We start from the raw sequence: 12,806 nt of genomic DNA on the forward strand, positions 1-12,806 counted from the left end.
GGCCGCCCCGGCGGTCGCTCAGCGGTCCCCGCGCCGGATCAGCCCGCGGGTGGTGGCCGCCCGGACCGCGGCCGTCCGCGAGTCCACCCCGAGCTTGGTGTAGATGTGCACCAGGTGGGACTTCACGGTCGCCTGGCTGAGGTGCAGCTGCTGGCTGATCTGCTGGTTGGTCAGCCCGGCGGCGACCAGTCCGAGGACTTCGGTCTCGCGGGCGCTGAGCGCGGCCGAAGGCGTACGCATCCGCTCCAGCAGGCGGTCGGCGACCGTGGCGGCCAGGGCGGAGCGGCCGGCGGCGGCGGCCCGGACCGCCTGCGCCAGCTCCTCCGGCGGCGCGTCCTTCAGCAGGTAGCCGGTGGCGCCCGCCTCCAGCGCCGGCACCGTGTCGGCGTCGGTGTCGTAGGTGGTGACGATCAGCACCCGGGGGGCGCCGGGCCGGGCGGTGATCGCGGCGGTGGCCTGGGCGCCGTTCATGCCGCGGCCGAACTGCAGGTCCATCAGCACCACGTCGACGTCCGGCCGGGCGGCCAGCTGGACGGCCTGCTCGGCGGTGGCCGCCTCCGCGACCACGACGAAGTCGGCCTCGCCCTCCAGGACGGCCCGCAACCCGGCCCGCACCACCGGATGGTCGTCGGCGAGGAGCAGCCGGATCGGCGCGGCCGGGGCACTGCCGGGCGGGGTACTGCCGGGCGGGTCCGGCGGGACGGCGGGTCGGGCGGGGTCGCTCATGCGTCCTCCTCGGCCGGTTCGGGCAGCAGGACGGCCAGCGCGGTGCCCTGGCCGGGGGCGGACTCCACCGTGAAGGTGCCGCCGAGGGCGCGGGCCCGGGCCCGCATCGCGGGCAGGCCGAACCCGGCGTCGCCGGTGCCGGGCGCGGGCACGGCGGCCGGGTCGAAGCCGGTCCCGTCGTCGAAGACGTCCAGGGCGACCTCGGAGTCCATGTAGCTCAGGGTGACCTCGGCGTGCGAGGCCCGTGCGTGCCGGACGGTGTTCGCCAGCGCCGACTGGGCGATCCGCAGCAGCGCCACCTCGTGCGGCCCGGGCAGCGGCGCCGGGTCGCCGGAGAGATGGAACCGGACCGGCACGCCGCTGTGCTCGGCGGTGGTGGCGCAGAGCCGCTCCAGCGCGGCAGGCAGCGAGGAACCGTCCAGGTCCGGCGGGGTGAGCGCGCGGACGAAGCGGCGGGCCTCGGCGAGGTTGTCCTGCGCGGCCTGCCGGGCCTGTTCCACGTACCCGGCGGCGGCCTCGGTGCGCTCGGGCAGCGCCCGGCCGGCGGCCCGCAGCAGCAGTTGGATGCTGGACAGGCTCTGCGCCAGGGTGTCGTGGATCTCCCGGGCAAGGCGCTCCCGCTCGGCCAGCACGCCGGCGGTGTGGTGGGCGGCGGCCAGGTCGGCGCGGGCGGCGCTCAGCTCGTCGATCAGCCGCCGGCGCTCCTCGCTCTCCCGGTAGAGGGCCTGGTAGCCGAGCACGGTGGCGGTGGCGACGGCCGCGCCGAGGGTCGGCCCGATGGCCGCGGCCAGGTCGAAGCGGTGCTGGTGCCCGGCGAAGCCGAGGACGGCCGCCGCGGTGGTCAGGCCGACCGCGATCAGCCCGGTGCGGCGCCCGAGCAGGTGCAGCTGGAGGAAGTACAGCGGGAAGGCGAGCCAGACGCCGTCCTGGGTGAGGGCCAGCAGGACCAGCCAGGCCGCGCTCAGCGCGGCGAGCCATACGGCGGCGCCGGTCCGCGAGCGGCGGACGGCGCCGAGCAGCGGGCCGGCCGCGTAGACGGCGCCCATCGTGAGGGCCGCGGCGGTGACGGCCGCCGGCCGGGAGCTGTGGACGGTGGAGCGGGCCACGGCCAGCGCGAGCAGGCCGGCCACCAGCAGGTGCAGACAGATCCGGAGCACGGCGGCGACGGGGGTGAGTGAACGGTCGGTCGCCATCCCTCCAGGCTAGGCGCCCGCGCCGGGGCCGGGCATCAATCGAAAGGTTGACCTGCGGTTGTGTCCTTCGATGCGGAGGATCCAATCCCCGGTGCGATGCCGGAGTCCAGGCTCCCCGGGGAGATTGGTGAGCGTCAACCCGCTGCCGAGGGAAAGGCCCGTCGTGTTCGTCGCCCGGAGGGACCTGGGGTTCGCCAAGGGGCGGTTCGCCCTGATGGGGACCGTCATCGTACTGATCACCGTGCTGGTGGGCCTGCTCTCCGGCCTGACCGCCGGGCTGGGCCGGCAGAACGTCTCCGCGATCACCGGCCTGCCCGCCGACCGGCTGGTCTTCTCGGCCCCCGCCGACGGGCAGAAGCTCTCCTTCACCGACTCGCAGGTGACCCCCCGGCAGTGGGACGGCTGGGCCGCCGTCCCCGGCGTAAGGTCGGCCGAGCCGCTGGGCATCAGCACCGCCAAGGCCGCCGCCGGGACGCGCACCGCCGCGCTCTCCGCCTTCGGGGTCCCGGCCGGCTCGGCGCTGGCACCGAGCGGCGACCTGCTGGCCCCGGGCCGGGTGGTGCTGTCCGCGACCGCCGCCGAGGACCTGGACGTCCGGGCGGGCTCCACCCTCACCCTGGCGGGCCGTCAGTTGACCGTCGCCGCCGTCTCGGGCGACGCCGCGTTCAGCCACCTCCCGGTCGTCTGGACCAGCCTGGCCGACTGGCAGCTGGTCGCTCCCCCCGCCACCGCCACCGCCCCCGCCACCGGCTCCGACTCCGGCTCCGGCTCCGGCTCCGGCTCCGGCGAGCACGCCACGGTGATCGCCCTGTCGCTCTCCTCGGCCGGCGGCCTCGCCGACGCCGACCGGCAGTTCGCCACCGAGGCGCTCACCCCGGACGACTCGCTCGCCGCGATCGGCTCCTACACCTCCGAGAACGGCTCGCTGCAGCTGATGCGGGGCTTCCTGTTCGCCATCTCGGCCCTGGTCGTGGGCGCCTTCTTCACCGTCTGGACGATCCAGCGCAGCGGTGACGTCGCCGTCCTGAAGGCGCTCGGCGCCTCCACCGGCTACCTGCTGCGGGACGCGCTCGGCCAGGCCGTGCTGCTCCTGGTGGTGGGCACCGCCGTGGGCACCGCGATCGCGGTCGGGGTGGGCGCGGCCGTCGGGTCCGCCGTGCCGTTCGTGCTGGACCCGCCGACCGTCCTGGTCCCTGCCGCCGTGATGACCGGCCTCGGCGCGCTCGGCGCCGGGCTCTCGATCCGCCGCATCACCTCCGTCGACCCGCTGACCGCCCTGGGGAGCGCCCGATGAGCCTGCAGCTCGCGAACATCACCCTCACCTACCCGGACGGCGACGGCCGGCTGACCGCCCTGGACGACGTGTCGCTGGACGTCCCGGCGGGCACGGTCACCGCGGTGGTCGGCCCGTCCGGCTCGGGGAAGTCCAGCCTGCTGGCGGTGGCCGCCACCCTGATCGCCCCGGACCGCGGGCGGGTCGTGCTGGACGGCGTGGACACCGGTGGCCTGGACCGCGCCGGGCTGAGCGCCTTGCGCCGGCAGCGGATCGGCATCGTGTTCCAGCAGCCCAACCTGCTGCCTTCGCTGACCGCCGCCGAGCAGCTCCAGGTGATGGCCCATCTGGACGGCCGCTCCCCGCGCGCGGCCCGCGCCCGGGCGCTGGAGCTGCTGGCGGCGGTCGGCCTGCCGGATCTGGCCGGCCGGCGCCCGCACCAGCTCTCCGGCGGCCAGCGTCAGCGGGTGAACATCGCCCGCGCGCTGATGAACGAGCCGACCGTGCTGCTGGTGGACGAGCCGACCAGCGCCCTGGACCACGAACGCGGCGCGGCGGTGATCGAGCTGATCACCGGCCTCACCCACCGCCGGGCCACCGCCACCGTGCTGGTCACCCACGACCGCACCCACCTGACCGCCGTCGACCAGGTCGCCGAGGTGCGCGACGGGCGGCTGACCGTACCGGCCGGCGTATGACGGCGGAGTCCCCCGACCGGTTCTCCGGCCGGGGGACTCCGGGAGGAGCGGCGCTACTTCTCCGGGCCGAGCACGGTGTCGACGGAGAGCTTCACCGGCGCGCCGAGGGACGCCGGGAGCTCGAAGGACTGCCCGGGGTGGTGCACCGCGTGGAGGCGGTACTCGCCGTCCGACGGGTCGGTGAGCACCATGACCTTTCGGTTCCTCCGGTCGACGATCACGTAGACCGGGACGCCGGCGCTGGCGTACGCGGCGGGCTTCACCTTCAGGTCGGAGCTGTGGTTCTGCGAGGTGACCTCCAGAACGAGCCGGAAGACCGCTGGGTCGTAGCAGTTGTTCTCGACGTGGTGTTCGTCGATGTCCCCGTCCACCACGGCCAGGTCCGGAATGGCGTAGTCCGACGGGCCGTCCGGCAACCGGATCCCGATGCCCTGGAGCACCTGTGTCTCCTCGCCGTGAAGGCCGGCCGCCAGAAACGGGACCATGATGTTGGTCAGCGACCGGCTGTGAGGAGCATCGGGCGGCGGCGTCACGGCGATCTGGCTCCCGATGATCTCGACCCGGTACCCGACCAGCTGGTCGGAGATCAGGTCGGCCGCTTCGAGCAGCGTCGGCTGCTCGAAGGGCTGTTCCACTGCTGCGGCGGACATGGAGTTCCTCCTGGCTGCCGATGTCGGGACCATCATCGTAGGGCGGGCGACGCGTTCGGGGACTTCTCCCCCGGCCTCACCCGGACGGGTGTCGTCAGCGCGCCCGGAGCCGCAGCGCGGGGCGCTCCTCCTCGGCGTCCGCGCGGCCCTCGGCCCAGAGCGAGCGGACGTGGCCGAGGTGGCGGGACATGCACTCCTCGGCGGCGTCCGCGTCGCCGGAGATCATCAGGTCGAGCAGCTCCAGGTGCTCCTCGGCGGAGGAGACCAGCTCGCCGCGCTCGTCGAGGCGGGTGAGGCCGTAGAGGCGGGATCTCTTGCGGAGGTCGCCGACCACCTCGACCAGGCGGGCGTTGCCGGCCAGGCCGAGCAGGTCGAGGTGGAACTGGCGGTCCGCCTCCAGGTAGCCGATCAGGTCGTGCCGTCCGGCGGCGTCGACGATGGCCTGGGCGGCAGGGCGCAGCAGCTCCAGCTGCTCGGGGGTGGCCGTGCGGGTGACCCGGCCGACGGTCGGCACCTCGATCAGGGCGCGGATCTCGGTGAAGTCGTCGAGGTCGCCCTCGGTGAGTTCGGTGACCCGGAACCCCTTGTTGCGGACGGCCTCGACCAGCCCTTCGCGGGCCAGGTCGAGCATCGCCTCGCGGACGGGGGTGGCGGAGACGCCGAAGTCGGCGGCGAGCGCGGGGGCCGAGTAGACGACGCCGGGGCGCAGCTCGCCGGAGATCAGGGCGGCCCGCAGGGCGTGGGCGACCTGGTCGCGCAGCCGCTCCTGGACGGAGATCAGGTTGCGGGGTTTGAGGTCGGCCATGGTGTTCCTCCGGCTGGTCGCAGGACACCATTGTACAATGTCACGTTACGTGTGATGTACAACATTCCGGCATCCGGACCTGCGGGCGCCCGCCCCATCGTGGCAGCGGCCGCCGCCCGCCACAACGCCTCGGCCGGCACGGGCGCCGGACCGTCCCGATCAGAGCGCCCCGCCGCCTCGCCGGTACATCTCGGCCGCCACCGCCAGGTCCTCCCAGGCCTGGCCGACGCTCTTGAAGAAGCGCGGCCGGTCCCCGGGCACGGGCGCCTTCCCCCGCACCAGCTCCGCCAGGTTGTGGGGCGATCCGACGTCCACCCCCGCCAGCAGCAGGTCACCCGCCTCCCGCCCGGCGGCGGCCCGCGCCTCCACGTACAGCTCCGACCGGCGGACCAGCGCGGTGTCCACCTCCCGGGCGTCCGGCTCGTGGGAGCCGACCGCGGCGACCGCGGCGTGCGCCGGCAGCAGCGCGCCGTCGAACAACGGGGTGCGCGCCGTGGTGCAGCAGACCACCAGGTCCGCCTCGGCGACCGCCTCCGGCGTGCCGGTGGCCGCGGCCGGGCCGAGCCCCTGGGCGTACCGGACCAGCGCCTCGGCCGGCCCGGCACTGCGGGCCACCACGGTGACCCGGGTCAGCGGCCGGATCGCCAGCAGCGCGTCCAGGTGCCCGTACGCCTGCGGGCCGGCGCCGAACAGCACCAGGTGCGCCGCCCCCGGGACGGCGAGGCGGCGCAGCGCGACGGCGGTGACCGCCGGGGTGCGCAGCGCGGTCAGGGCCGCGCCGTCGTACAGGGCGAGCGGCCGGAGGGTGGGCCCGTCCAGCAGCAGGTAGCTGCCGGTGATCCGGGGCAGGCCGCGGGCCGGGTTGGCCGGGGCGACGCCCGCGATCTTGACGCCCGCGTACCCGGCGGAGGCGGCGGGCATCAGCAGCAGCTCCCCGGCCGGCACGGGTACGCCCGTCCGGGGCGGGCAGTCCTCGGGGTCGAGCCCCTCGGCCAGCACGCGTTCGATCGCGTCCGCGGCCTCGGCCGGGGTGAGCGGGGCGGCGGCGGTGACGGGCGCGTCGGGGCGGCGGGCGGTCATCGGCGGTGGGTCATGGCAGCAGGAATCCCGTTCCGAGAGCGTCGTGCGGGTCCAGGACGAAGCGGTGCTCGCCGGTGCGGTGGGCGGTGCCGGTGACCTCCGTGAGCAGTCCGTCCGGGTGGTCGCCCGCGAGGCGGCCTGTGAACACCGTGCCGATCACCGATTCGTGGCGCAACTCCTCCCCGGGCGCGATCCGGCCCTCGGCGGCGAGCACGGCCAGCCGGGCGGAGGTGCCGGAGCCGCACGGGGACCGGTCGATCTGGCCGTCCGCGAAGACGGTGACGTTGCGCTGGGCCGGGCCGGCCGGGGTGTCCGGCAGCTCGTCGAAGAGGATCACGCCGTAGACGCCGGACAGCCGCGGGTCGCCCGGGTGCCGGGTGGCGTCCTCGCCGGCCAGGGCGGCCCGGATCTCCCGGCCGGCGGCGGTGAGCTCGGGGAGCAGGGCGGGGGTGACGGCGAGGCCGAGCGCGGCCGCCGGGACGGCCGCGTAGCAGGCGCCGGCGTGCGCCACCGAGACCTCGACGGTGCCGCGCGAGGTGGCGACCGGCAGCTTCGACGCGGTGACCAGGGCCGGCACGTTGTGGAAGGTGACCGCGGTGGTGCGCCCGCCCGCGCGGTGGACGGTGGCGGTGACCCGCCCGGACGGCACATCGATCCGGACCGTGGCCCGCCCGTCCGCCGGGGCCGGGACGAGGCCGGAGTCGACCGCCCAGGCGCCGAGCGCGATGGTGCCGTGCCCGCAGGCGGTCGAGTAGCCGTCCTTGTGCCAGAAGAGCACGCCCAGGTGGGCCCCCTCGTCGTCCGGCGGCACGACGAAGCCGCCGTACATGCCGGCGTGCCCGCGCGGCTCGCGGCCGAGCAGCTGTCGGACGGTGTCCAGTGCGCCGGTCCGGGGCGTGTCCGAGCCGCCGGGGCCGAGCGCGAAGGCGCGGCGTTCGGCGACGTTGTCCCCGGGCACGGCCGGCAGGCCCGTGGTGACGATCCGGAACGGCTCCCCCGCGCAGTGGTAGTCGACGGTCCCGACCTCGCCGGGGAGCACCTTTGGGGGATCCTGGCCGGCCATCAGGACGCCTCCGACGGCAGCAGGGTGACGGTCCGGCTGACGGTGTAGAAGTCCAGCGCGGCCTGGCCCTGCTCGCGGTCGCCGTGGATCGCGGCGCCGGTGCCGCCGAACGGCAGGTGGAAGTCGACGCCGCTGGAGGGGGCGTTGATCCGGATCATGCCGGCCTCCAAACGGTCCGCGGCGGCCAGCGCGGTGTCGAGGTCCCGGGTGTGGACGGAGGTGGCGAGGCTGTGCCGGGTGTCGTTGGCCAGCTCCAGGGCCTCGTCGAGGCCGGCCGCCGGCAGCAGGACGGCGACCGGGCCGAAGAACTCCTCGGTGCGCAGCGGGTGCCCGGCCGGGACGTCCGCCAGCAGGGCGGGTTCGAGGTACCAGCCGTCCCGCTCCGGGACTCCGGCGCCGGCCAGCACGGTGGCGCCCTGTTCCCGGGCCGACCCGATCGCGCCGGTCAGCCGCTCCCGGGCGGCGGCCGAGATCAGCGGGCCGCAGACGCTCTCCAGCGCGGCCGGCTCGGCGAGGGCGGTGAGCGCCTTGGCGAGCGCCTCGCGCAGCGGCCCGTACGCGCCGCCGACCGCGATCACCCGGCTGGTGGCGGTGCACTTCTGGCCCGCGTAGCCGGCGATGGCGGCGGCCAGGTGAGCGGCGGCCTGCTCGATGTCGGCGTCGGGCAGCACCAGGGCTGCGTTCAGCCCGCCCAGCTCGGCCTGGACGGGGATGCCCCGTTCGGTGGCGGCGTGCACCACGGCCCGGCCGACGGCGGTGGAGCCGGTGAACGAGACCACGTCGGCGGCCCGGACCAGCGCCTCGCCCTCCTCGGCGCCGCCCGGCACCACCGTCAGCACCCCGTCGGGCAGGCCGGCGAGTTCGGCCAGCCGCAGGGCGCAGGCGGTGGCCTCGGGCGCGGGCTTGAGCAGCACGGTGTTGCCGGCCGCGAGCGCGGGGGCGGCCTTCCAGGCGGGGATCGCCAGCGGGAAGTTCCACGGGGTGATCAGCCCGGCCACACCGTACGGGCGGCGGCGGGTGAGCAGCATCCCGCGGCCGGCGGCGGGCTCGTGCACGGCGCCGGTGGGCGCGTACGGCGTCTGGGCGTAGTAGCGCCAGATCGCGGCGGTCCTGGCGACCTCGCCGCGGGCCTCGGCGGCCGGCTTGCCGACCTCGCGGACGACCAGCGCGGTGAGTTCGTCCGCGTGTGCCTCCACCGCCGCGGCCGCCCGGGTGAGGGCGGCCGAGCGGGCGGCGGCGCCGGCCGCCGCCCAGTCGCGGGCGGCGTCGCGGGCCCGGGCGGCGGCGGCCGCGACGCCCAGGGCGCCCGGGGCCGGGACGCTGATCACCAGGTCGGCGGGGTCGGCGGGGTTGCGGGAGGTGACGGTCACGACGGGGCCTTTCGGAGCTGGGGACCGGGGGCGGCCGGGGCGGTGCTCAGAGCAGGAAGCCGGCGGGGAAGGGATCACTCGGGTCGAGGAAGTACTGCGCGGTGCCGGTGATCCAGGCCCGGCCGGTGACGGTGGGCACCACCGCGGGCAGGCCGGCCACCGTGGTCTCCCCCACCAGGCGGCCGGTGAAGCTGGTGCCGATGAAGGAGTCGTTGCGGAAGTCCCGCCCGATCGGCAGTTCGCCGCGGGCGTGCAGCTGGGCCATCCGGGCGGAGGTGCCGGTGCCGCAGGGCGAGCGGTCGAACCAGCCCGGATGGATGGCCATGGCGTGCCGGGAGTGCTCGGCGGTGGAGCCGGGGGCGAGCAGCTGGACGTGGTGGCAGCCCCGGATCGACGGGTCCTCCGGGTGGACCGGCGGCTCCGCGTTGATGACGTCCATCAGGGCGAGCCCGGCGGCCAGGATGTCCTCCTTGCGCTCGCGTTCGAAGGGCAGTCCGAACTCGGCGAGCGGCAGTACGGCGTAGAAGTTGCCGCCGTAGGCGAGGTCGTAGCCGACCGTGCCGTACCCGGGCACCTCGGCCTTGCGGTCGAGGGCGACGGCGTACGAGGGGACGTTGCGGATCGTCACCGCGACGGCGGCGCCGTCCTCGACCCGCACCTCGGCGACGACCAGCCCCGCCGGGGTGTCCAGGCGGACGGTGGTGACCGGCTCGACCACCTCGACCATGCCGGTCTCGACCAGCACCGTGGCGACGCCGATGGTGCCGTGGCCGCACATCGGCAGCAGCCCGGAGACCTCGATGAAGAGCACGCCGAAGTCGGCGTCCGGCCGGGTGGGCGGCTGCAGAACGGCGCCGCTCATCGCGGCGTGGCCGCGCGGCTCGTACATCAGCAGGGTGCGGAAGTGGTCGAGGTGCTGCTGGAAGTGGACCCGGCGCTCGGCCATGGTGGCGCCGGGGACGACACCGAACCCGCCGGTGACGACCCGGGTCGGCATGCCTTCGGTGTGGGAGTCGACGGCGTGGAAGACGTGGCGGCTGCGCATGGTGGGCTCCCGTGGGGTGAGGGTGGGCGGACGCCGGGCCGGCTGCCGTCGCAGCCGGCCCGCGGGCCGGGCGGGACCGGGCAGGCCGGCGGCTAGCCGAGCCCCTCGGCCAGGGCCTTCTCGGTGGCGGCCCGGACGGCGGCCTCGGTCTCCGGCGGGAGCGGCCCGCGCGGCGGCCGGGTCGGACCGCCGGGCAGTCCGGCGATGTCCATGGAGAGCTTGATGGCCTGCACGAACTCGGTCCTGGAGTCCCAGCGCAGCAGCGGGTGCAGGGCCTTGTAGAGCGGCAGCGCGGTGTCCAGGTCCTGGGCCAGGGCGGCGCGGTAGAGCGCCACCGAGGCCTCGGGGAGGGCGTTGGGGTAGCCGGCGATCCAGCCGACGGCGCCGGCCAGGGCGAGCTCCAGCAGGACGTCGTCGGCGCCGGCCAGCAGGTCGAGGCCGGGGGCCAGCTCGGCGATCTCGTACGCCCGCCGGACGTCGCCGCTGAACTCCTTGACGGCCACGATCGAACCCTCGCCGTGCAGCTGGGCCAGCAGGGCGGGCACCAGGTCGACCTTGGTGTCGAACGGGTTGTTGTACGCGACCACCGGCAGGCCGGCCGCGGCCACCTCGGCGTAGTGGGCCCGGACGGTGGCGTGGTCGGCCCGGTAGGCGTTGGGCGGCAGCAGCAGCACGGACCCGGCGCCGGCCTCGGCGGCCTGCTCCGTCCAGCGGCGGGACTCCGCGCTGCCGTACGCGGCGACGCCCGGCATCACCCGGGCCCCGTCGCCGGCCGCCTCGACGGCGGTGGTGACGATCCGGGCCCGCTCCTCCGCGGTGAGGGTCTGGTACTCGCCGAGCGAACCGTTGGGGACGACGCCGTCGCAGCCGGCGTCGATCAGCCGGCGCACGTGCTCGGCGTAGGCGTCGTAGTCGACGGAGAGGTCGGCGCGCAGCGGGGTCGTGGTGGCGACCATGATTCCGCGCCAGGGGCGGGCGGTGTCGTGCGGGGTGTTGGACACGGCATTACTCCTTGGTGAGGTGTGACATTTTATTAGCGGACGCAGTCGATGACAAGGGTCCGCCGCGGCGGGTCTCAACTCCGGGGCCGGGCCGACCGGCCGGGCCGATCGGGCTGATCGGGCTGATCGGGCCGACCGGGCTGATCGGGCCGAGGGGATCGCTCGAGCTGCCCGAGCTGCCCGAGCGGCACCGGCACGGCCAGCGGCCGGCTGTCGGGCCCGCCGGCCGCGCCGCCCGAGAGGCAGGCCACCGCGGCACCGCACATCCGGCCCTGGCACCAGCCCATCCCGGCCCTGGTCAGCAGCTTGACCGTCCGGGCGTCACCCGCGCCGAGCCCGTCCACCGCCTCGCCGATCCGCCCCGCGGTGACCTCCTCGCAGCGGCAGACCTCGGTGTCCGGCCGCAGCCAGCCCGGCCAGCCCGGGCCCGGCCGGTGCGCGGCGGCCATCAGCTCGGCGAAGGCCCGCAGCCGGGCCCGCCGACCCGTCAGCCCCGCCGCCGGGGGGCGGCCGGCGACCGCGTACGCGGCCAGCTCCCCCTCGGCCAGGGCGAGATCCGCCCCGCCGACCCCGCAGGTCTCGCCGGCCGCCCAGAACCCGGGCAGGCTGGTGCGCTGGCGGGCGTCCACCCGCAGCGCGAACGCGCCGTCGGGGGTCCGGCGGGTCTCGGCCCCCAGCTCGGTGGCCAGCTCGATCTGCGGCAGCAGGCCGTGGCCGACCGCCAGCGCGTCGCAGGCGATCCGCCGCTCGGTGCCCGGCAGCGGCCGCCAGTCCCGGTCCAGCCGGGCCAGCGTGACGCCGGTGACCCGGTCGGTGCCGTGTGCCTCCACCACCGCCGTGCGGCGCAGCAGCCGCACCCGGTGGCGCAGCAGCGCGGCCGCGTGCACCGCCCCCTCGGCCAGCTTGCCGGGAACGGCGGCCGGCACCCCCGGTCGGCGGGCGTAGCCGAGGTAGTCGGCGGCCTCGGCCACCACCGGCACCTCGGCGCCGGCGCCCACCAGCGAGGAGGCCCCCGCCAGCAGCAGCGGGCCACTGCCGGCCAGCACGATCCGGCGGCCCGGCAGCACCAGGCCGGACTTGAGCATCGCCTGCGCGCCGCCGGCCGTGACCACCCCCGGCAGCGTCCAGCCGGGGAACGGCAGCTGCCGCTCGTACGCGCCGGTGGCGAGCAGCACGGCCCGGGCCCGCACGGTCGCGGGCCGCTCCGCCGCCGGGCCGACGGTGGCGTGCAGCAGCCAGCCGTCGGCCCGCTCGGCCGTCCAGACCTGGTGCTCGGCGAGGTGGTCCACCCGGCCGGCCAGGGTGTGGGCGGCGAGCCGGCCGGCCAGCGCGGTGTAGCGGCGCCAGCCGTGGTGCAGCCGCTCGGGGCGGGTGGCGCCGAGCGCGGGCGCCGGGTGCCGGTAGTACTGGCCGCCGGTGCGGGGCCCGGCGTCGAGCAGGGCGCAGCGCAGCCCGAGGTCGGCCGCGGTGACGGCGGCGGCCAGCCCGGCCGGGCCGGCGCCGATCACGGCGAGGTCGTAGCCCGCGGCGGGCTCAGACGGCGAGGTCGGCACGACCGTGGCCCTCCTGGGTGGTGACGGTGTCGCCCGGGCCGGCCGGCAGCAGGCAGGTCCGCTGGTTGGGGCGGCCGTTGACGGTGGCCAGGCAGTCGAAGCAGACGCCGATGCCGCAGAAGGCTCCGCGCGGCCGGCCGCCGACCCGGGTGGTGCGCCAGGCGAGGATGCCTTCGGCCCAGAGGGCGGCGGCGATGCTCTGCCCGGGCAGGGCGGGGATCGGACGGCCGTCGAACTCGATGGTGTGGGCGGGCCGGGGCTGCGCCCTGACCAGGGCGGCGGGGGTTCGGCGCACGGCGGACTTCCGTTCCGGTCGGGTGCGGGCGGGGCGTTCGGATGGAGGCGTACA

Annotated in this window: 13 protein-coding genes; 2 read left to right on the forward strand and 11 right to left on the reverse strand. The window is 76.3% G+C overall.

Features of this window, described 5'->3' with window-relative positions; genetic code table 11:
- Positions 1–18 precede the first annotated feature (18 nt).
- Together OG689_RS08510 and OG689_RS08515 are read right to left on the reverse strand one after the other, a co-directional pair.
- Complete coding sequence (locus OG689_RS08510) at positions 19–726, reverse strand: response regulator transcription factor (RefSeq protein WP_266319079.1); 708 nt, start codon at positions 724–726, stop codon at positions 19–21.
- Positions 723–1,919: a sensor histidine kinase gene (locus OG689_RS08515; RefSeq protein ID WP_266319081.1), complete on the reverse strand. Its 1,197-nt coding sequence runs from the start codon at positions 1,917–1,919 to the stop codon at positions 723–725. Before OG689_RS08515 ends, OG689_RS08510 begins: the two co-directional genes overlap by 4 nt.
- 163 nt (positions 1,920–2,082) lie before the next feature.
- Here OG689_RS08515 and OG689_RS08520 point away from each other — a divergent pair, with 163 nt between their 5' ends.
- Together OG689_RS08520 and OG689_RS08525 are read left to right on the forward strand one after the other, a co-directional pair.
- Positions 2,083–3,213, forward strand: coding sequence for an ABC transporter permease (locus OG689_RS08520; protein ID WP_266326963.1), 1,131 nt, complete (start codon positions 2,083–2,085; stop codon positions 3,211–3,213).
- Positions 3,210–3,890, forward strand: a complete 681-nt coding sequence (locus tag OG689_RS08525) for an ABC transporter ATP-binding protein (protein WP_266319082.1) — start codon at positions 3,210–3,212, stop codon at positions 3,888–3,890. The genes OG689_RS08520 and OG689_RS08525 overlap by 4 nt, the downstream gene beginning before the upstream one ends.
- 53 nt (positions 3,891–3,943) lie before the next feature.
- Here the strand turns inward: OG689_RS08525 and OG689_RS08530 are convergent, their stop codons facing one another.
- The 9 genes from OG689_RS08530 to OG689_RS08570 all read right to left on the reverse strand — a co-directional run bounded on the left by OG689_RS08530 (position 3,944) and on the right by OG689_RS08570 (position 12,752).
- Positions 3,944–4,540: a Uma2 family endonuclease gene (locus OG689_RS08530; protein WP_266319084.1), complete on the reverse strand. Its 597-nt coding sequence runs from the start codon at positions 4,538–4,540 to the stop codon at positions 3,944–3,946.
- Positions 4,541–4,634: 94 nt separating this feature from the next.
- Positions 4,635–5,345: a GntR family transcriptional regulator gene (locus OG689_RS08535; protein WP_266319085.1), complete on the reverse strand. Its 711-nt coding sequence runs from the start codon at positions 5,343–5,345 to the stop codon at positions 4,635–4,637.
- Between the two features lie 159 nt (positions 5,346–5,504).
- A complete protein-coding gene (locus tag OG689_RS08540; protein WP_266319086.1) occupies positions 5,505–6,425 on the reverse strand; it encodes an ornithine cyclodeaminase family protein in 921 nt (306 codons plus the stop codon).
- A gap of 10 nt (positions 6,426–6,435) precedes the next feature.
- Positions 6,436–7,488: a proline racemase family protein gene (locus OG689_RS08545; RefSeq protein WP_266319087.1), complete on the reverse strand. Its 1,053-nt coding sequence runs from the start codon at positions 7,486–7,488 to the stop codon at positions 6,436–6,438.
- A complete protein-coding gene (locus OG689_RS08550) occupies positions 7,488–8,858 on the reverse strand; it encodes an aldehyde dehydrogenase family protein (protein ID WP_266319088.1) in 1,371 nt (456 codons plus the stop codon). Before OG689_RS08550 ends, OG689_RS08545 begins: the two co-directional genes overlap by 1 nt.
- Positions 8,859–8,904: 46 nt before the next feature.
- Positions 8,905–9,903 (reverse strand): proline racemase family protein, encoded by a 999-nt coding sequence (locus tag OG689_RS08555; RefSeq protein ID WP_266319090.1) that lies wholly within the window; start codon positions 9,901–9,903, stop codon positions 8,905–8,907.
- Between the two features lie 92 nt (positions 9,904–9,995).
- Positions 9,996–10,904, reverse strand: coding sequence for a dihydrodipicolinate synthase family protein (locus tag OG689_RS08560; RefSeq protein WP_266319091.1), 909 nt, complete (start codon positions 10,902–10,904; stop codon positions 9,996–9,998).
- A 74-nt stretch (positions 10,905–10,978) separates the two neighbouring features.
- Positions 10,979–12,457, reverse strand: a complete 1,479-nt coding sequence (locus OG689_RS08565) for an NAD(P)/FAD-dependent oxidoreductase (protein WP_266319092.1) — start codon at positions 12,455–12,457, stop codon at positions 10,979–10,981.
- Positions 12,438–12,752 (reverse strand): (2Fe-2S)-binding protein, encoded by a 315-nt coding sequence (locus OG689_RS08570; RefSeq protein ID WP_266319094.1) that lies wholly within the window; start codon positions 12,750–12,752, stop codon positions 12,438–12,440. Before OG689_RS08570 ends, OG689_RS08565 begins: the two co-directional genes overlap by 20 nt.
- Positions 12,753–12,806 lie beyond the last annotated feature (54 nt).

Origin of the sequence: Kitasatospora sp. NBC_00240, assembly GCF_026342405.1 — a bacterium.
Classification (GTDB): domain Bacteria; phylum Actinomycetota; class Actinomycetes; order Streptomycetales; family Streptomycetaceae; genus Kitasatospora.

Coding starts and splice junctions, on each gene's coding strand:
- OG689_RS08510 (WP_266319079.1), bottom strand. CDS start 726: ATGAGCGACCCCGCCCGACCCGCCGTCCCGCCGGACCCGCCCGGCAGT.
- OG689_RS08535 (WP_266319085.1), bottom strand. CDS start 5,345: ATGGCCGACCTCAAACCCCGCAACCTGATCTCCGTCCAGGAGCGGCTG.
- OG689_RS08545 (WP_266319087.1), bottom strand. CDS start 7,488: ATGGCCGGCCAGGATCCCCCAAAGGTGCTCCCCGGCGAGGTCGGGACC.
- OG689_RS08515 (WP_266319081.1), bottom strand. CDS start 1,919: ATGGCGACCGACCGTTCACTCACCCCCGTCGCCGCCGTGCTCCGGATC.
- OG689_RS08530 (WP_266319084.1), bottom strand. CDS start 4,540: ATGTCCGCCGCAGCAGTGGAACAGCCCTTCGAGCAGCCGACGCTGCTC.
- OG689_RS08525 (WP_266319082.1), top strand. CDS start 3,210: ATGAGCCTGCAGCTCGCGAACATCACCCTCACCTACCCGGACGGCGAC.
- OG689_RS08555 (WP_266319090.1), bottom strand. CDS start 9,903: ATGCGCAGCCGCCACGTCTTCCACGCCGTCGACTCCCACACCGAAGGC.
- OG689_RS08540 (WP_266319086.1), bottom strand. CDS start 6,425: ATGACCGCCCGCCGCCCCGACGCGCCCGTCACCGCCGCCGCCCCGCTC.